Source organism: Flavobacterium sp. (assembly GCF_052437795.1).
Lineage (GTDB): Bacteria > Bacteroidota > Bacteroidia > Flavobacteriales > Flavobacteriaceae > Flavobacterium.
On sequence record NZ_JBQVPA010000003.1, the window covers coordinates 377,979 to 399,017 of the forward strand.

4 protein-coding genes are annotated in these 21,039 nt (G+C 49.6%); all 4 read right to left on the reverse strand.

Features of this window, described 5'->3' with window-relative positions; all coding sequences use genetic code 11:
• Nucleotides 1-207: 207 nt before the first annotated feature.
• Complete coding sequence (locus tag ACT6R0_RS11975) at nt 208-1,050, reverse strand: T9SS type A sorting domain-containing protein (RefSeq protein ID WP_444653640.1); 843 nt, start codon at nt 1,048-1,050, stop codon at nt 208-210.
• Between the two features lie 173 nt (nt 1,051-1,223).
• Nucleotides 1,224-9,719: a YDG domain-containing protein gene (locus tag ACT6R0_RS11980; RefSeq protein ID WP_444653641.1), complete on the reverse strand. Its 8,496-nt coding sequence runs from the start codon at nt 9,717-9,719 to the stop codon at nt 1,224-1,226.
• 224 nt (nt 9,720-9,943) lie between these two features.
• Nucleotides 9,944-14,374, reverse strand: a complete 4,431-nt coding sequence (locus tag ACT6R0_RS11985) for a beta strand repeat-containing protein (protein ID WP_444653642.1) — start codon at nt 14,372-14,374, stop codon at nt 9,944-9,946.
• 319 nt (nt 14,375-14,693) lie between these two features.
• Nucleotides 14,694-20,996 carry a T9SS type B sorting domain-containing protein gene (locus tag ACT6R0_RS11990; protein ID WP_444653644.1) on the reverse strand — a complete coding sequence of 2,101 codons (6,303 nt, stop codon included), beginning with the start codon at nt 20,994-20,996 and terminating at the stop codon, nt 14,694-14,696.
• Nucleotides 20,997-21,039 lie beyond the last annotated feature (43 nt).

Genomic DNA, 21,039 nt, shown 5'->3' on the forward strand with positions numbered 1-21,039 from the left:
TACAAGAAGCGCTCCGGAAACGGGGCGCTTTTTTTATGTCTGCCCATTTCACAGATCTGGGTCATTCTAGGCGGAGTGCAGTAGCCCAAGAATCTGACCCGGTTTACGGAGATGCTATTTGCTATCCGATGACATATATGCGTATTTGAATGCCATAAAAAAAGCCATCGGAGGACCCGATGGCTTTTTTTTTATGTGGAGGGATTATTACTGTACCACAAGCTTCCTTGTAGCAGTTTTGCCTTCTTGGCTTATTTTTACAATGTATACACCGGCACTAAGGTTAGATACATTTACCGTATTGTCATCTGTGGCAGCGTTAACTACCTCTTTGCCCAATACATCAAATATTGCTACCGTCTTAGCAGTATCACTGTCGGTTAGTATTGTCAGTGTATCGCCGTTAAGTGGATTAGGGAACATTTTTATACTTGCAAGGGCATGCTCACCTACTCCCGCAGCATTATTGTCTATCATAGAAAAGTTATCATAATAGATAAAACCACCATCTGCCGTCGGTGATTCCCTGTATGTCCTTACCTGGAACCTGAAATGTGTTGCTGTAGCAGGGGCAGTAAGGGTAAGTGTTTTATGGACCCAGTTCGCATTATCTGTAGAATAGGAAAGGGTTTGGTCAGCATAACGCAAAGTCCCTTCATCGTTTGTCAGCATTGTATAGGTAGTACCATTTTGCTGTAACCATGCAGACCATATCCTAGTCCTTGCATGATCGTCGTTATCGCGGTAGTCGTAACTGATAGTATAGCTATGGCCCGGTATCACTTCTATAGCGTTGCGGTATTCAATATATTGTGTTGTGGCCTGAGCTGTTTGCCTCAGTGAGTTCCCGCTCATAACGATAGTTGTTTCTTTGGTAATGTTATCGTTGTAAGTCTGTGGATTTGTTCCTGTAGTTGTGAACTCTGTGAAATTTACAGGATTAGCCTCTGTCCAGTTCTCAAAGTCCCCGTTAAGTACAAGGTTGGTTTGTGCCGAAACAGTTAGTCCGGCCACCATTAGCCCAAGGGCAAAAAAGTATTGTTTTTTCATTTTCATCGGTTTTTTATTTCGGTGTAAAATTAAAGATCAGTGCACTAAATAGCGGAAATACTATATTGTCAAATTGTTAGCATATCGTTATTACGGCGATTGTGAATAGCATAAAAAAACTCCCGGCTGCCACAGCTGCCGGGAGTTCTCAGGATATTGGGGATATAGGCGGTTTAGAAGATCATTTTCTTGCTTACCTTACCTTTTTCGGTAGTTACTTCAATGATAAGCATCTGCTCCTGCGACGGTAGCCCGCTTATCACGGTCTCGGTAGCGTTTACTTTGTCATTGCTGTACAGTAGGCTGCCCTTCAGGTCATATACTTTTATGCCGTTCATCATAATGGCACCCGAAGTAATGTTGATGTCCCCTGCCTGTTCGTAAGCTATGATGCTGTTGGCATCCAATACCGGTTTATCGGTATCAAGCGCGTCGGCATATAGCACATCAAACCTGCCGGCAAATGTTCCTGCCTCGGTTGTAAAGCTGTAATCGCCATCGGTAAGGTTGTGCGTGGAGCCAAGCAGGTTGTCCCTTAGGAAAATAACCTGTCCTTGTGCAAATACACCCTCCACATGGTCAACTGCAATGCTGTAAGTACCCGCCGTTACGGCTTTGTAGCCCATTGGCACAACATCGGTATCGTCGAAAGACGGCCTTGCCTGAATGCCCAGCCTGGTCTCGCCTGCCAACGAGTATATCGCTACAGTACCATCTGTAAGTGCCTTACCATCGCGGGCAAAGTCGATACCCAACGTACCATTTGTACTATACGATACCATTGCCTGGTGGAACTCTCCGCCTACTGCGCGGATGTTAACCCACCAGCGTGACGCTGCGGCAGTCTCGTCCTGTGCGTTCCTGAACTGCTGGTTGCGGTTCTCGGCCGAACGCATATCATTGTTGAAAACGATATCATTACCGTTCGAGTATACAATGAAGCCTTGTCCCGGGTTAAGTACCCATTCGTCACTCTGTGCAGGGTTTGCAAAATACCCGTTGCTGGTGTCGCCATATTCAATTGCTTCTCCGGCCGCATTTTCAATTATCTGCCCATTTGAGGTATATCCTTCCAGGGTAAGTGATGCGTATGATGAGTAATCAGAACCGTTTTTCTTTCTCCAGAAGAACAGGGCCGCATCATCAGCTAGGTTCAGGGCGTTAGCTTCGTAGAAGGCCGCAATGTTTATTGGTGACGGATAAGGGTTACCCACAGCGTGGAAACCTGCATTATCTACGTTTACAGTTACATTACCATTGTTTGGTGTACCCACAAATGTACCTGCCCATGACTGGCCCAGGAAGTTGGTCTCCGCATTATAGTCCTGGTGATTATTTGGTATACGTATAAGGTAACCCGTACCTTTTTCAAACTGTGTAGCTCCGGGTACAGCATTATAGGTATCGTTAACAGGGTTGTAACGGTAAAAACGGTTGGCAAGCGTTTCAGGAGAGAAGTCTATAAGCGATCCTCCCGTTACCGGCGATGCCCATAGTGCATAATCCAGCCTGAATAGCGGCGCGCTTTCTTTCTCTACGCTCACAAGCCCGCTGTTTATATTCGTGGCATTGCTTGCCTGTAGCAGGTTGGCTGTATTCTCAATGGTGATCTGTCCGCCGGTTATCTCGCCGGTCGTAGCATCTGCCTGGTTGTCAACAATGACCGCGCCGGTAACTACAAGGTTATTTCCTGCGGCTACGATCAGGTGTCCGTTGCCGGAAACATTTACTGTAGATGCGTAAGCGGTCTGGTCACCAGTAATTGTAACAACGCCTTCGGTAATATAAGCAGCAACTTCATCAGACGGAACTTCGCCGCATGACCAGTTTTCAGGGTTGAACCAGTTGGCCGTATCACCCGCTGCATCACCCTGCCATGTATTGCCCGTGGCAGTTACTGTTGCATCTCCCGTAAGTCCGGCAGGCAGAGCAGCACATTCGCTGTTAGATAGCGCTGTAACACTGTAAGTATTCACTCCTACAGATGGTGTAACAGTAAGGGTATATATCCCACCCGTGATCTCGGACTGGTTTATAGTTACCGGGCCATATGTGGCCGTACCATCTGTATAGGTAAGCATAAGGGTTCCTGTTCCGGTAAGGGCTATTTGTATCTCAGCAGTGTTGCCAAGGCATATAGCTGAGTTGTCAGGAACAATTGCAGCCGTTGGCCTTTCGTTAACCACTATTTGCGATACCATGCCGGTCAGGGCAGTGTTAGAACAGGCTGTTGTGTTATTGGCAACCGCAAGTATCTCCACCGCATAAAGTCCCGGTGCAAATGTAAGTTCGAATACACCGTTACCGTTATTGTCGGCTGTTACCTGTGCAGTTGCCTGCACTCCGGCATCGATCCTGTAGGTTACGGTCAGGGCTGCATTAGCAGGAAGTCCTGTCAGCTTTACATCTGTAGCCTCGCCATCACATGCAGGTAGCGTTTCTACGCCTGTTAGCGATGGAGTAGGGTAAACAACAAGAGTCGTAGCGTTGTTTGTGCTAAAGTTAGCAGCACAGCTTCCGCCGTCAGTGCGCGTTATGCTAGTAACTGTCAGTTGTTGCCCGTTCTCACCAGCAATGTCAAAAGATGCATCTCCCTGGGCATTGGCAGTTACAGTCGCAGTGCCTGCATTTCCGCCAAGGGTATAGGCCACATTAACTTCGGTGTTAGCCAATAGTCCCGAAAGTGTTATTGTCGGATAGGTCCCTGTACATACAGCGTTAGCTTGTACTCCTGTCAGTGTCGGGAGTGCTTTTACCTGTATGTCGCTGCCGTTGTCGTTAAGGCTAAAGGTAAGCAGCGGTGCAGATGATAGGTGCAGCACACGTACCCTGTAGCTGCCTGTTGTCACTGTGTTTGGCAATGTAGCCATAATTGGGCTTGTTGCCGATGGCGCACTGATGATGCCTGTAAAATCTGTAGGGAATACACCTGTCGCGTTTGACAATTGTACATAGTAGTTACCTGTGGGGAACGTACCCTGGGTAGTATAGGCAACGCTTACGTTGTTTTGGGTGCCCACACAGTATGGGCCAAAAGATGTGGCTGTAGTTGTAATGGATGGGGCAGCTTCTACTAAACCTTCAAGGTTTATTACGGCTGTTGCGCCACCACCCAATAGTGTAAGCGTACCGGTATGGGTCCCAATAGCCAGTCCTGCTTTCATCCTTACGGTTATTTGCGGGTTGGTAAGGTTTATATTACCTCCGCTGTATGTAAAGCTGCCGGCAGAAGAATAACCACCAACCGTACCAAGCGCAATTTCAAATTCACTGCTTACTGAAAGGCTGATGTTACCTGAAACGGGAGACAGGTTAGATCCTGTGACCGATGCAAGCTGTACTGCTGCCGATGCACCCTGGCCCTGGTAGGCATGGAAGGTATTTATAGGGCTTGGCGTTGCCGAGATCGAAGGCTGTGGTATTACAGTATAAGTAACTACACGCGTTCCCGTACCATAATAGCTGGTAGCCGAAACTTTGATGTAGTGTGTGCCAATTGGCGTAGTACCATCAAAGCTTACAAGGCCGGTAGATGTGTTGACCGTGGTACCCTGCGGCAGGGCTGTATTTGTAGTGCCTGATACATTAGATCCGACAGCGTTATATCCTGTTATTACAGGGGTTCCAGAGGCTGTTATCTGGTAAGTGTCTGGGGCTCCTAATGTAGAACTATCAGTTGCGGCACTTGTAATTGCCGGGGCGGTAGGGGCAGGAGGTGATTGTACTACCGAACCACTAAAGCTAAAGTCGTTCACACTATAAGTAGCAGTTGTAGATGATGTTCCCCATACATAAAGTCGGAATTCTATTGGTGCTGTCAGGTTTTGGTAGCTGCTTCCGGCAAGCGATATCGTTGCACTGGCTGATGCTGTTCCAATATTTGAGGCGAAACCATCCAGGCTTGACCTGAATGCATACGATGGGGAGCCGCTGCTTACCTGGCCGGTGTATACAAAATTTGCAAGGTTAAGCTTGTATCCCTCTACAGGTGTAATGGTGAACGTGAAATATGCATCAAGGTCTATTGAAGTAGTATTCCAAGAGTTCATGTTATACCTGTTGTTGGCTGCTGTATCTACAGCGTCCGGACCACGGCCTATGCCACTCACATCTATGTAGTCGTCAGCCTGTACCGTTTGGCTTGCAGTCCATGGATTAGAGCTTGAAGGATTTGATCCTGTGATCGGGTCACTCCATATCGTACCATTGGCAAAAACCGTAGTTGTTGGCGCGTTGATGATAAGGTAACCTGTAACATAAGTAAATTCATAGTTCAAAGCGCTTCCCGGGGTAGCAAATGTTATAGGGTAGGCACCCGCGGGTGAGTTGGTCACTGCTGTAGTTGTCAGCGTCGGAGGCGTAAAATCAGCATCAGCTGTTGCATTGTCAGTTCCCTGAAAGGTAGCATAGGTTCTCGAACCGGCTGCAGCAAGGTTGGGGTTGGCACTGCCCTGCGTTTTGGTCTGGTTTATTGCAGTAACAGTAAGCGGCGCTTTGTTTATGGTTCCGGTTAATAGAGGGTCCGGCTGTGTAAGCGTATAGTTGGCCGCATTAGCACCGCCCAATACTACAGTTACGTTGTGCGTGCCGGCATTTAGCGATGCGAACGTACCTGTGTTCGCAGTTACACTATCGCCTGTTTCAACACCTGTAAGTATTACACCTGTTAGGGCAGCAGTGGTAGTAGCATTATAGGTCCTGTTAGTGACCGTACCGCCTGTCATGGTAAGTGTTTTTGCTGTAATTACTGCTGTAAGTCCCGCAGGCTGTGTAAGTGTATAGTTAGATGTATCCCCGGCAAGAGTAAATCCTGTAACCGTTACCGGCCTCGTGCCTGCGTTGTAATTGGTAAATATGGCCGATGGTGTTCCTCCAAGTGAAACATCATCATTATTCGCTATGCCTGATATCTGGGCATTCTCATAATTAAGTGTAGCGGCATCGGTCCTGTCATATACTTTACCATTGGCCGTAACGCCGGTAATGGTAAGTGCTTTGGCAGTAATGTTTGCGGTAATTCCGGTTGGCTGCGTAAGTGTATAGTTACTTGCGGCAGCGCCGGTAAGCACCGATGTAGAGATCACCGCTTTGCCTGTACCCACATCTTCTCCCTGGTCTGCTGTGCTTACCGGGGCAAAGTAACCGCTCCTTGTGAGTGAAACCCCCGCCACAACATCTGCGCTGAAAACGCCCTGGAGTGAACCGCCGGATAACATTGCGGCATTGGTGCCGTCATACGTTTTGTTGGCGGCAGTCATTCCGGTAATGGTAGCTTCTTTTGGTGTAATGTGCCCTGTAAGTGTACCAACCTGGGTAAAGGTATAGTTGCCTGCATGCGTACCCGATAGTACCGGGGTAACAATGTTATTTGCAAAAGATACCTGCGATGAGGTAAAAGTTCCGGATACGACCTGTACATCTTCACCTTCGGCGATCCCTGTAATTACAACACCTGTAATTACAGCATTGGCTGTAGTGCGGTCGTATACTTTATCAGCCACGACCGCATTGGTAACGTCTACCGTAAGGTTCATGGCTGTAATATTTGCCGTAAGCCCTGTTGGCTGTGTTAGCGTGTAGTTCGCAGCATCATTGCCTGTTAGCGTTAGTGCGGCTGTAACCGGCTTGTTGTTGGCAACGGCAGCATTGGCAAAAGTACCGCTGCCAGCAATTGTTACATCGTCACCTTCAACAACCCCGTTAATGGCTGTTATATTTATCTGTGCGGTCGTGTTACCGTCATATTGTTTGTTTTGGGCGGCAGCCGTTACTGTTAGCGCTTTGGCTGTAATAGTTGCCGTAAGGCCGACAGGTTGTGTAAGCACATAATTGCCGGCATCTGCGCCACCAAGGGAAATTGTGGATGCAACTGCTATCCCGTTCGCCGCATCGGCCGAAGCGAAGTCTCCCGTTCCTGTAAAAGTCACAACATCAGGGGCGATCATGCCCGAAAGCGTTCCGCTTATCACCGCGGCAGTAGTGCCGTTATAGGTTTTGTCAGAAGCTGCCGCACCCGAAAGGGTAAGTGTGGCAGGCAGTATATTACCTGTAAGGATACCCGGCTGTGTAAGCTCATAATTGCCCGCGTCGGCACCGCTTAGTCCGTATAAGGTTTCTACAGTAATGCCGTTGGCAACATCTGCAGAGGCAAACTGCCCTGTACCGTTAAGTATAACTATATCACCGTCAACAGTGCCCGAAAGCATACCTGTAATCACAGCTACATCGCCACCGTTATATATCTTATCTTCTACCACAGCGCCTGCTACTGTAAGCACTTTTTTGTTTACCACAAGTTCCTGCGGTACCGCTGGGGCAGGGTTGTAGGCTGCATTGCCTTCCTGCTGCGCCGTTATGGTTACTGTTCCCGCACCGGTTATGGTTACTGTATTGCCGGATACGGTTGCAATGTTCTCATCAGAGCTCGCAAAGGTAACCGCAAGGCCCGATGAGGCTGTTGCAGTAACCGTAAACGGAGCATCGCCATATGTTACATTGCTTAGCGCTCCAAATGTTATTGTTTGGTTAGCAAGGCCTGTATCGTTTATGTTTGCGGTAAGCCCAGTTGGCTGTGCCAGGGTATAGTTGGCAATGTCAGCCCCTGTTATTGCATATCCTGATACGGTAACCGGAATATTGCCACCAGGACCTATGTTTTCAAAAACGGCGATCGGGGTTCCGCCAAGTATAACGTCTTCACCGCTTACACCGCCCGCCAGTACCGGTGTGCCTGTAATGGTGGCATTGGTTGTTGAGTCGAAATTCTTATCAGCTATCGAGATCCCTGTTATGGTAAGCCCTTTGGCTGTTATGTCTGCTGAAAGCGGAACAGATCCTACATTGGCCAGGATATAGCGCGAAGCCTGCGCGCCCGTAATGTCAAACAGCGCTGATACAGGCTTGGCCGTGCCGATATTCTTATTATCGAATTGCGCAATATAAAAGGCATCGATAGAAACATCGTCGCTGCCTACTATCCCGCCCGCAAGGGTGGCTCCCGTTACTACAGCATCTTTTGTGCCGTCGTACGCCTTATTCTGGGCAACGGCGCCGGTTATAGTAAGCTGTTTACGGTTTACCGCCAGCAACCTGTCAACCGGTGTAGCGGCGTTATAGCTGCCGTTACCGTCCTGCGATGCTGTAATGGTAGTTTGCCCCGGCCCTACAATAGTCACCGTGTTACCGCTTACTGTGGCAACACCTGTATTACTGCTTGTATAGGTTACCGGTTCGCCCGAAGCTCCGCCAGTTGCAGAAAGCGTGAATGATGTGTCGCCGTAAGTCACAGCGGCAAGTGCGTCAAAAGTTATTGTTTGGGTAAGCTTGTTGATACTGAATGTGTTACTGTTCACGCTCCAGTCACTGCCCGATGTTCGCGTTGCAGTAATTACAAGCCCTGTACCCGCAGCGGTATGTGTAAGCCCGCTGAAGGTAGCAAGCCCGTTCGTGGCATTCACATTTACCGGTGCGCCGGTAAGTGAACCTGTAGAAGTTAGGGTCACATTTCCTGAGGCTCCCGTAAAGTCAAGGTCGCGGTTGGCGTTAGCATCATTGGCGCTAAGGGTTACAGCAGGGGTCATACCCGCATTTACGTTTGCTGTTGATGGCTGTTGTACAAAAGCAAGCCTGTCAGCTGTCACTTCTATACGGTTGGCATCGCCTGTAATAGATGTTGCTGCCCCACCTGCGTTTGCTGCCGCAAAAGTTGAGCTGGAAGATGTTGCCGCTGTCGCAGCGCTTACCGTGAACCGCAATTGCGCGTTATCAGTAACAGTAGATCTGAATGCAGCCCTTAGCGTGAAGGTTTTTGTACCTCCATCCGCAGCCGTCAGTCCTGAAAGTCCCGTAAAGCTTGCTGTACCCGAAGATACCGCAATATCGCCCCTTTCGGTCGTGCCGTCATATATGGCAAGGCGGCTTATGTTAGCGTTGTTCGCCACTGTAAAGCTGATCGCCGATAGGGTAGTCCCATTGGTATCCGTGTCAGCTGTGGCCGCGCCGTCGCGAATGGTAAAGCTTCCCACTTCAACAGAGTTGGATGCAGTGATGTCGGACGTCGTCTGGTATAGTTTATAGTCTATATTAGAAGGCTCTGTAAAAGCTGTATTACGTATGATGTCTGAAGCTGATGAAGCAGGCACTGTTCCCGCGGTCCAGCTAACATCATCAATGTTAAGCCGGTTAGAGCCACCGGCCGTTTTTGTAACCCTTACCCTTACGTTGCCACTTATATTCAGCGTAGCTGTAAATGTCTGGAGCGTGGTGTTGCTTACATCGCTTACCGCCGATCCCATTTGTGTCCAGTTGCTCCCGTCATTGGTACTGTATTCAACCTTGAAAGAACTGGTGTTGCTATCACCGTTGTACTTACCATATTTGAGGGTAAAAGTACCAATACCACCTGCCACGTTCGTTTGCATGGTTATGTTCCCGGTGTTGCGTATCCTTACTGACCATGATCCGGCTTTGGCATCGTTGGAAAGGTTGCCCACAAGGGCATCGCTCATGTTCCAGGTAACCCCGTCATACGTGGCATCACCTGCGGTGTAAGACGATTTGAAGTTGCCTTCGAATCCTGTCGAATGCTGCCCCCGGGAAACGGAAGCCGCTAAAAAAAGGACCAGCATGAAAAGGCCCTTGAGAAGTTTTTGATGTAGTAATTTCATCATTCTTTTATTAGTTAATTTTTAGATACGATAAGGATGTATTCTTAACCTCGCAAAGGTTTGTTATATATGTTAAGTATCAGGGATATACAGGTTGTATTACCGTAAGCTGTGGGTTATTATTTGATTAGCTGTATGTTATGTAGCTAAAGTTTGTGTTAAGTATTGCAAATAAAAAGCCCCTCCCGGTAGGGAGAGGCCTCTTTTGTTAATTAAGATATGACTGCTTAGAAAACTACTTTTTTCGTCACAGTTTCATTGGCAGCAGTACTTACTTTTACGATAAGCATCTGGTTTGAGCTGCTTAGGTTTTGAAGTACCACTTCTTTCTGGCTGTAAGCATCTGAAGCAAAAACCTGTTTACCGGTAATGTCGAATACAGCTATCGAGTTGATGTCATTAAGTGCCGATGTAATGGTAAGTGCGCCATTGTTGTTGTAGATCATCACGCGGTTGGCAACATTCTGTGCTTCATTTACACCCATTGCCATCCTGGCACCGCTTGATGCGCCTGTGGTCACTTCCATTACGTTAGAGTTGGCGCTTGTGTTGCCGGCAACAGCCCTAACCCTGTAATAGTAGGTAGTTCCGTCAGCAAGGCCTTCAACGATCTGGCTAGTGCCGCTTGTAACTTCAAGGTTCTCGTAACCCGGCACAAATGATGGGGCAGTGCCTGAATAAGTATGCGATCCAAGGCCTGTTACAACATTTTGGTTGAGCACATCCCATTGAGATTCCAGTGTTGGGAAGCCTGAAACCGGGTTGGCTGTTACACCTCCAGTTACGTTAGCTTTCCTTACAAGGGTCTTGTCTGCTGTCGTGTTCGATGTGCTTGTCCAGGCAGTTCCCGGGTCTTCGCCGATCCTTCCAATGATGTCCACATTGGCAGTAGCCGATATTTTGTAAAGGGCAACAGCGTCATTGCCGTTAAAGTTTACAGATGCTACCACAGTAGCGGCACCGCTATATAGTGTTGCGCCTGAGTTTTTGATCACTACGACTTCACCATTATTAAGCATACCTGAAAGCTGAACGTCGTTAGACCCTGCGGCAGCAGTGCTTCCGTTAGAGTAAAGCCTTACCCTGTAGTCAGAAAGGTCTACAGTGCTTCCTGTACCGTTATATATCTCCAGGTATTTGTTGGTCGATGAACCTTCAACATATTCAGAGAAGAAAAGGTCGGTAGCAGTCACATTGCTTCCAAATGTTTCCGATGTGCTCACGTCAAGCCTGTAGCTCACAGCGCCGTCTACGGTAGTCCAGTTGGCTTCAAAGCTGTTGGCAGTTACATCCTCGGCAGTTACAGCTACAGGAGCTTCTACCGCATCTGTTGTAAATGTACTGTCGGCGCTGTACGTAGTACCGCCGTTGTTCGTTACATAAGCCCTTACATGATACGTTGTACCACCTGCAAGGTCTTCAAGGTCGGCATCAAATGAGCCAAGGCCAGATCCTGTATCAGCTACCTGTGTTACTCCTGTACCTCCGATCTCCGGGTTGGCAGTGGTAGCATATACAACACCCCTTACGCTTATTTCAGAGCATCCTGTAAGGGTAGCTTCGGCGATAACCGTTGCTGTAGAAGCAGAAAGCGCCTCGGCATCATTGATAACTACAGTTGCAGGAGTGTTAACACCCGTTCCTGAAGCCGCTACGTTAATGCTGTCGGCACCACCACCGGTAACAGCGATGTTCCCTGAATATCCTGTTGCAGTTGCAGGCTCGAATTTCACGAAAACCACCTGCTCAAAGTCAGCTCCATCCTGTGTAAGGTCAAGCGAATCAACATAAGTACCTTCTTCCTCAGTTGAGAACGTATAACCGGCAAGCGGGCCTACGGCCACGTTACCTGTAGTAAGGAAAGTACCTGTGATGGTAAACGACCCCGGTCCTTCCGAACCTTCTACGCATACCGCGCCAAAGGCAGGCAGTGCCGTAGCTGTAAGTTCAGGGTCGGTGTTCGCAGTTGTAACCGCAGTGATCACGTTAGAGTTGCCGCTTGTATTCCCGGCAACGGCCCTAACCCTGTAGTAATATGTTGTAACGGGCGCAAGGCCTGTAACCAGCTGGCTCGTACCTGTAGTTACGGCAAGGTTCTCATAGCCCGGTACAAATGATGGTGTAACTCCGGAGAAAGTATGCGAACCAAGGTGCGTTACATCATTCTGCGCGTATTGTGTCCATTCCGACTCCAATGTTGGGAAACCTGTGCCCGATGGGTCAACAGTTACGCCGCCTGTTACCGAAGCCTTGCGTACAAGGGTTTTATCAAGCGTAGAGTTTGATGTGCTTGTCCAGGCAGAACCCGGGTCGTTGCCAATGTTACCGAAGATGTCAACATTTGCGGCACTGGATATTTTGTATAGGGAAACGGCATCATTACCGTTAAAGTTTACTGAGGCGACCACTGTAGCGGTACCGCTGTAAATGGTAGCACCCGTGTTTTTGATCACCACAACGGCACCGTTGGCAATAGTACCCGAAAGCTGTACATCGTTCGATGTTCCTGAAGCCGATGTACTTCCGTTCGAATATAGCCTTACCCTGTAGTCTGCAAGGTTTACAGTAGCGCCTGTACCGTTGAATATTTCAAGGTATTTGTTGGTAGATGAACCTTCAACATATTCAGAGAAGAAAAGGTCTGTAGCAGGTGTGGCCGTACCAAATGCAGATGAGGTACTCACGTCCAGCCTGTAGCTTGCGGCGCCATCTGTAATTTCCCAGTTGGCTACAAAGCTTTCATGGTCTTCGTCTGTAGCATCAGTTGCAACAGGGGCAATTACCGGATCTGTAGTAAAGGTTTGCTGTGCTCCGTAGGTTGTGCCGCCGCTGTTCGTAGCATACGCTTTTACATAATAGGTCGTGCCGCCGATCAGACCGCTAATTTCTAACGCAAATTCTCCCGCACCTTCAAAAATATCGGCAACGCTTAAAGCGCCTGTGCTGCCAAGGGCCGGGTTTGCGGTGGTACTGTATACCAACCCTCTTTCTGTCACATCGGTACATCCTTCTGCTGTTACATCGCCTCCTGCCTGTGCTGTAGAGGCCGAAGTCACTGTTGCTGTACCCGCTGCAACTACAGTGGCAAGGGTATTGATCCCCGATCCTGTAGCAGCTACGTTAATAGCTGTAGCATCGCCTCCGCTTACCGGTATGTTCCCATTGTAAGAGCCAACGGTAGTGGGGGCAAAAGTTACCCATACATCCTGGCTAAGCGTTCCTGTTTGTGGTATAAGCAGGGTAGTGGTATAGGTGCCAAACTCTGTAGTAGCGAATGTATAGCCTGAAAGGGGGCCTACAGTTATGTCGCCTGCCGTAAGGTTAATGCCGTTAAGTACGAACGACCCTTTACCTTCGGCAACATTGATGCATACTGCGCCAAAGCCGTTAAGTGTGCCGGCGCTAAGTGTAGGAAGCGTGTTTACAAGGGTAGATCCTGTAGCGTCTGCACCAAAGGCAGTTTCTACAGGTGTAGTGGCGTTGTTCCTTGCCTTTACAGCAAAGGTATAGTCGGTATCGGCAGTAAGGCCTGTTACGGTAATGGTAGCCCATTCGGCCGCTGTCCTCCATACGGCAGTAGCGCCAAGGGCACCGCTTGCCTGTACGTACTGGCCTGCTGCCTCGCGGATCGCATAGCGTGTAGCAGCCGGGTTGCCGTTTTGCGTAGCTGTAGTCACGGTCACATCAAGTGTATGTATCTGTGGGTTGCTTATGGTAACCACACCCGGTACGTTGGCCAGTGTGTAAAAGCTTGCATTCGCGCCATTTGTAGCAGTGCTGCCTACGGTAGCCACAGCCCTGAAATTGTAAAGTGTATTAGGTGATAATGAAGAAATAGGTGCGCTGATGCCTGTAGTCGATGTACCAGTTACAGATGATGGTGTAGCAGTGGCGTTGGTCCCGTAGCTTGTAGTAAGCCCGTAGTTGAACGATGCGGCAGCCGTGGCGCTGTTGGCATTGATGGTGCCGTTAAGGGTGGCAGATGAAGCTGTGATGGATGTAGCTGCAGCCGAAGTTACCGTTGGTGCAGAGTTCCATGAAAGGATAACATTGTCAAGCGCGATGGCGTCCCTGCTGCCTGAACCGCTTATTTCGTTATAGCTCCAACGGATCCACACATTGCCGCTGATGTTGTTTAGCGATGAGATGTCAATGTTCGCATAGGCTGTTGTAGTGCCAGCGGCAATGGTGCCGGATGCATAAGCGCCTCCGGTCACAGCCGTAAAGCCTGTTGTAGCCGATGTGGTGCTTATTTCAAGGTTAAAGGAGTTGCTTCTCGATTCTTCCTTGATCTTAACCACGTCGTAAGAGATCGTTAGGCCGGATCTGCCTGTTGTGTTGGCAAGGTTCAATACGATCGATGATGGCACGAACGAACTTCCCGACCCAAGTATCCCGATCCTGGAGCCGAAGTTGTAGTTGCCGCCCGATGACGATGAGGCGTTGCCTACAGCCATTGCATTGTCCACAGTGGAGCCGTTGTACGATGTCCACCCTGTTGGGTAGGACGTGCCCGAGGCGCCCGGCGTGGTGTTGAAATTTTCTGAATAGGGAGATGCCCCCGGAAGGGTGACCTGGCCCCACATTGCCGTCGAAGCCACCAGGGCAAAGACGAGCGTCACGGCATTGGAGAATGCCTTGCGTAACTGTGTTTTCATAAAATAATAATTTGTTAGTTGTCACATTGAATATCAATGCGATACAAACTTACCCAGTTACTGATGCGTATGTTAAAAATGGAGGTTGTGTTACTGTAATGCCGTAGTTATACTTTCCTGAACCTAAGGTTAGGCAGATGAATTTTTTGTTAATAATTCGTTGTATAGCAGGTATTTAAGCTAAAAAATGAATGAAATAATCATAAATTGGATAATTTTCATTATTGCAAAAAATCGTGGCACGCACAAAAAAGAAACCCTCAGGCCTGGGCAGGAGGGTTTCGGATCAAAAAACTAACGAACGACTATCGTAAATGCTTTATCTTAATAAGGAGAAGTGCGCTTTAAACTCTTTTGGCTGGCCCGACTCAGAGCGGTATTCCAGCGTAAACCAGTAGTCTGTCGCCGGTAGGGTTGCGCCGTTATAGGTGCCGTCCCATCCCGGTCCGCCGGGTTTCAGGCCTGCTATTACTTTGCCATACCTGTCAAAAATGTAGATCTTCGCATCCGGCTGGAGCGCAAGCCCATCGATGTTCCATGTATCGCGAACGCCATCGCCGTTTGGCGAAAAGAAGCGTGGGTAGTTCAGCGCATAGACGTCCAACTCCAGTAGGCCACAGCCATGCTTATCCTTTACGGTAATGTGGTACTGGCCCTCATAAATATTGGTAAAGTAAGGCTCATCCTGGTAAGGTCCGCCATCAAGGCTGTACTCATAATCGCCAGATCCGCCGGTTATATATACTGTAATGGTCTGGTTGCGGTAAAAATCGATGCTCGCGTCGGCATAACCCAGCGCCAGCGACGATGTGCCTACAGTTGCTGACGATGTGCCTTCGCAGCCCGTTACGGTATTAGTAACTTTTACACTATATTCTCCGGGTTCATCGATCATTATCGCAGCAGCGGTATTGGTCAGCACAGTACCGTCTTTAGACCATTCATAGGTATAAGCGGGGCCGGTCACACCGCTCATCAGCAGTCCCGGGGCTATTATGCCGGTATCGTTATTTACGCACAGGAACATGTCTCTAAGCTCAGGCTGTGGCAGGTTATTTATTGTTATGATGTGTGTAGCCACCGCAGTGCATATTGTCCCTGTAGTGTAGCTTATGGTTACCGTTCCCGGTGCCAGCGTGGTTACAAGCCCGGTCGCATCTACAGTAGCAATGGCCGTATCGCTGCTGCTCCATGTGCCTGTGGTCACTGTATTGGCAAGTTGTACGGTACCACCCTCGCAAACGGCACTATCACCCGTTATGATGCCCGGGGCAGGGGCAGGTGCCGGAGGTGCATCTATCGTTACACCCGTAAGCTGTGCGCTGCAACCCGCATTGTTACGCACGGTAATGGTATAGGTATTTGGCAATACATTATTGAATATCCTTGAAGGTTGGAACGCAACACCGTCTATACTGTATTCCAATCCAAAACCTACCGGCGAATTCACTGTAATGGTACCCACTCCTTTAGTACAGTCGGGCTGTAACAGCGTCACCGCCGGGATAGCCGGTGTTAGCGGAGGGTAATTGATGATGAAATGGGTATAGCCCGAAACGCATCCTGCCGCATTGCGTGATGTGATAACATAATTTCCGGGAGCAAGTCCGTTAAAAGTTGGCCCGGCCTGGAACGGAAGGCTGTTGATGCTGTACACCATTCCCGCTTCAATTGGTGCTGTTACCGTTATGCTTCCGGTTGTGGTAGTACAGTTGGGCTGCGCTATGGTCACTGTTGGGGCAACAGGTATGGCAGGCGGGTTGTTTATAGTCCCGGTAGCAGGAACAGAGATACACCCTGCTGTATTTTTCACGGTTATCGTGTAGGTGCCGGGGTCAAGGTTGGCAAATGAAGCGCTTACCTGATAAGCCACACCATCTATACTATAGGTAAATCCATTCCCTACCGGCGATGTTACGGTTATAATTCCTTTTGTGCCACCACATCCCGGATGGGAGGCCAGCAGTACTGGAACACCCGGCGCGGTAGGTACAGGGTTGATCGTCTCTGTTTTTGGTGCGGAATTACATCCTTCGGCATTTTTTACAATGATGGTATGTGGTCCGGGTGCGACATTATTGAAAATATTGCCCGTTTGGAAAGGCGATCCATCAATGCTATAGGACAGGCCTCCGCCTACGGGCGAGGTCACCGTGATCGTTCCCGTACTTGTTGTACAGGTTGGTTGCACTAATGAAAGTACAGGTTGTGCAGGTACAGGAAGTGCCGGATTTATGGTTTGCGTAGTGGCAGGCGAAACGCAGCCTTCAGGGCTTTTTACTGTAATCGTATGTGGGCCGGGCGCTACAGATGTGAATGTCGTTCCCGTTTGGTATGGAGATCCGTCTATGCTGTAAGTAAATCCTGTACCCGTACCCGGACTTACTGTAATTGTGCCCGTAGGTGTGCCACAAACAGGGTGTGTTGCCGTAAGCGTTGGCGCGGCAGGTGTTGCGGGTTGCGGATTAATGGTCATTGTTGCCGGAGCCGATATACATCCGTTACGCTGTACGGTAACACTGTGCGGGCCGGGTGACAATGGCCCAAAGGTAGTGCCCGTTTGGTAGGGCTGCCCGTCAATGCTATAGCTATAGCCCGTGCCTGCCACCGGTGTTACGGATATGCTTCCGGTAGCCGTTGTACACGTAGGCTGTGTGGCTGTAAGTATCGGTGCAGCGGGTGTTGCAGGCTGCGCATCAATAGTGATGGATGTTGGTGCCGATATGCAGCCTCCCTGCTGTACCCTTACCGTGTGCGGTCCTGTGGCGACATTGTTGAATGTTGTCCCTGCCTGGAAAGGCTGCCCGTCAAGGCTGTACGTATATCCTGTCCCGGCAGCCGGGGTTACTGTTATAGTTCCCGTTGCTATGGTACAGTTAGGCTGCGTTGCCGAAACGACAGGCGCATCCGGAGTGGCCGGCTGCGGATCGATGGTTATTGTTGATGCTGCCGACGTACATCCGTTCTGCTGAACGGTAACGGTGTGTAGCCCCGGTGCAACCGATGTGTATGTGGCACCTGTCTGGTAGGGTAGTCCGTCAAGGCTATAGGTATATCCCGTGCCTGCTGCCGGTGTTACAGTTATAGTTCCCGTTGCTGTGGTACAGGTAGGCTGTGTAGCTGTAAGTGTTGGAGCGGCAGGAGTTGCAGGCTGGGCATTTATGGTTATAGATGCCGGTGCCGATGTACATCCTCCATTCTGTTGAACGGTTACGGTGTGCGGCCCTGGTGCTACTGAGTTAAATGTTGTCCCTGTTTGGTAGGGCTGCCCGTCAAGGCTGTACGTGTACCCTGTTCCTGCAGCAGGGGTAACGGTAATAGTTCCCGTAGCAGTCGTACAGGTAGGCTGTGTAGCGGTAAGTACGGGCGCGGCAGGAGTTACAGGCTGTGCATCGATAGTTATTGATGCCAGTGCCGATGTACACCCGTTTTGCTGTACCGTAACGCTATGTGGCCCTGTTGCTACCGAAGTAAACGTAGTCCCGGCTTGGTAGGGCTGCCCGTCAAGGCTATAGGTATACCCTGTTCCCGCGGCGGGTGTTACAGTAATGGTCCCTGTAGCAGTGGTACAGGTAGGCTGTGTTGCGGTAAGTGTTGGAGCGGCCGGAGTTGCAGGCTGTGCATCGATGGTTATCGAAGATGAAGCCGATGTACACCCGTTCTGCTGAACGGTTACAGTGTGCGACCCCGGTACTACTGATGTAAATGTAGTTCCGTTTTGGTAGGGCTGACCGTCAAGGCTATAAGTGTAGCCTGTGCCTGAAGCCGGTGTGATCGTGATCGTTCCTGTTGGAGTGTTACAGTTAGGTTGTGTAGCTGTTACAACAGGAGCGGCCGGCGTAGCAGGCTGTGGGTCGATGGTAATTGATGCCGGTGCCGAAGTACATCCATTCTGCTGAACGGTTATGGTGTGAGGCCCTGTTGCCACCGATGTAAATGTAGTGCCGGTTTGGTACGGCTGCCCATCAAGGCTATACGTATATCCTGTACCCGCTGCAGGTGTAATGGTAATGGTCCCCGTGGCAGTAGTACATGTTGGCTGAGTGGCTGACAGTACGGGTGCGGCAGGTGTTGAAGGCTGTGGGTCGATCGTTATCGATCCCGGCGCCGAAACGCATCCGGCGTTATTTTTAGCAATAACGCTATGAGGCCCGCTGGCGACGGTATTGAAAGTTATAGCAGCTTGGTAAGGCCCTCCATCAAGGCTGTACGTATATCCTGCGCCTCCCGGATTGGTTATCGTTATGCTGCCGGTAGCTGTGGCACAGGTTGGCTGTACTGCCGAAAGTATAGGGGTCGCAGGGGTATTTGGAACGGCATCAATAGTTATAGATGCCGGTGCAGACACGCACCCCGCGGCATTTTTAACCACCACATTATGGGATTCCGGTGCGACATTACTAAATGTTACCCCATCCTGGTATGTGCCTCCGTCAAGGCTATAGCTAAATCCGGTACCTGTCGGATTCGTTATAGTTATGCTTCCTGTTCCGGTAGTACAGGTAGGCTGTGTAGCTGTAAGCGTTGGTGCTGCCGGGGTAGCAGGCTGCGGGTCAATGGTTATGGCTGAAGGTACCGATGTACACCCATTCTGCTGGACGGTAACGGTGTGCGGTCCCGGCGCTACGGTTGTAAAAGTAGCGCCTGTTTGGTACGGCTGCCCATCAAGGCTGTAGGTATAGCCTGTGCCCGCGGCCGGGGTAACTGTGATCGTACCCGTGGCGACAGCACAGGTAGGTTGTGTGGCCGAAAGTACAGGTGCGGAAGGTGCTCCGGGTACAGTATTTATCGCCTGTGTCGTTACATTCGAAATACATCCTGCTATGTTCTTTACGGTAATGCTATAAGTAGTTCCCGGCGTAAGGTTATTAAATGTTGTACCCGCCGCATAGTTCACACCATTGATGCTGTAGGTAAGGTCCGGACCAAGTGGTGCGGTTATTTCAATGCTCCCGGTAGGGGTAGCGCAGGTAGGCTGTGTAACGGTTACCGTTGGTGCGGCAGGCTTGTCCATTACAAAAAGCTGTGCGGCATCGGTGCGGATGATACAGTCGGCAGATGTAGCCTGGAGGTAGTACTGGCTTCCGTCAATTGCAACAGATGCTCCGCTTACAGTTAAGGTTGTGGTGGTCGCGCCGCTGTACGTACTACTATTGGCAACATTTACCCAGTTGCCTGATGCTGTTAGTATTTTCCATTGGTACGTAAAACCTGTAGCTGGTACGACTGTAGCGGTAAATGTGGTGTTGGCCCCCACACAAATGGTCGAAGGTGCCGGATGGTTGATGACAGGGACCGGCCCGCCGCTTACAGGGTTGGCAGTATGCATACCGATATTTGTACACGACTCCGTATTACTGGCATTCCAGTCTGCACCATTGTATGAGGGTGCGGGTGCAACGGCGTTTGGCTTGCGTATCATGGTGTAGCCGCGGTTCGCAGGGCCTGTGCCTACTCCGTACGGGATATTCAGCATATCGATAAGCACACCGTTCTTTTTTAATTTGAACTGGTCATTATCGTTTATCCCACCCATATATGCCTGGAATACGGCATTGCTGTTGTTTTGGCATAAATTAGGAACGGAGCTGCCACACTGTATAAGGTAAGTAGTGTTAGGTGCAATTGTTCCTGTGAGTGGAATGATATAACCCGGACTTGGGTCGGGTTCGCCAATATTGCCATAGCGCTCTATGACATACACGCCATCAAGTACTACAGGGCTCGAAGACGGATTATAGAGCTCTATGAAGCCGGGGTCGCCAGTCGTCTGGTCAAATACTTCCGATATGTATATTTCGGGCGGCGTACAGTCCGATGCTATCAGTGTGAACGGAGTGCCACCTTGTCCAATACAGCCATTCGTAGCGGTAACCACTATGTTGCCGGAGGTTACACCCGCCGGGATCATCGCCTGTACCTCGGTATCCGAAATTACTTCGAACGCCATGGTAATCCCATCTATCTTTACGGTAGCTGTATCGGTAAAGCCACTTCCGGTAATGGTTATCATCGTGTCTTTTGGCCCCGAATGAGGAAAGTAGGAGGTTACAACAGCATCGGTACAGGTAGAGGTAACCGTACCATTCAGGGTAAAATCGTCAATTCGCATGTTACCTGCTGATGCCCCTGTCATTGTCAATACCACCGTTACCGTGCCGGTAAGACCGTTCACAGGGTTTGCCACAGGTGTAACCCCCGTTGCAGAACCAGTTGTGGGCATTGAGCCTGTACCAACATTTATACCGTTGATCGACATTTGCCACGCTGTAGGGCCCGAATTTGAGCGTACCCGCCAAAAATTGAAGGAAGCGATATTCGCCTGAAAGTTGGGCGCAACATTAAATGTTAGAGTGATAGTGTTTGGAGATGGGTTCGCACTGATAGCTTGCCCGGTAGCGCCGTTATTACTCGTCCAGACCCCATTGCTGTTGGTCCAGGATGATCCCGAAAGATCAGGGTTTAGTGTAGTGGGCGCGGCTGTGTAAGGATGCGTACTTATTGTAGTTGTACCAAAGTTATGGTAGTATATTTGGGCATGCATAGCATATCCTGAAAGCAGGGCAAAAAAAAATTGCAGGAAAGTAATTAACGCAGATCTCCTATTATTTTTTTGTAACATATTCATATTCTTTTTCATAGCGGTTTAACACGGCAAAGTTAAA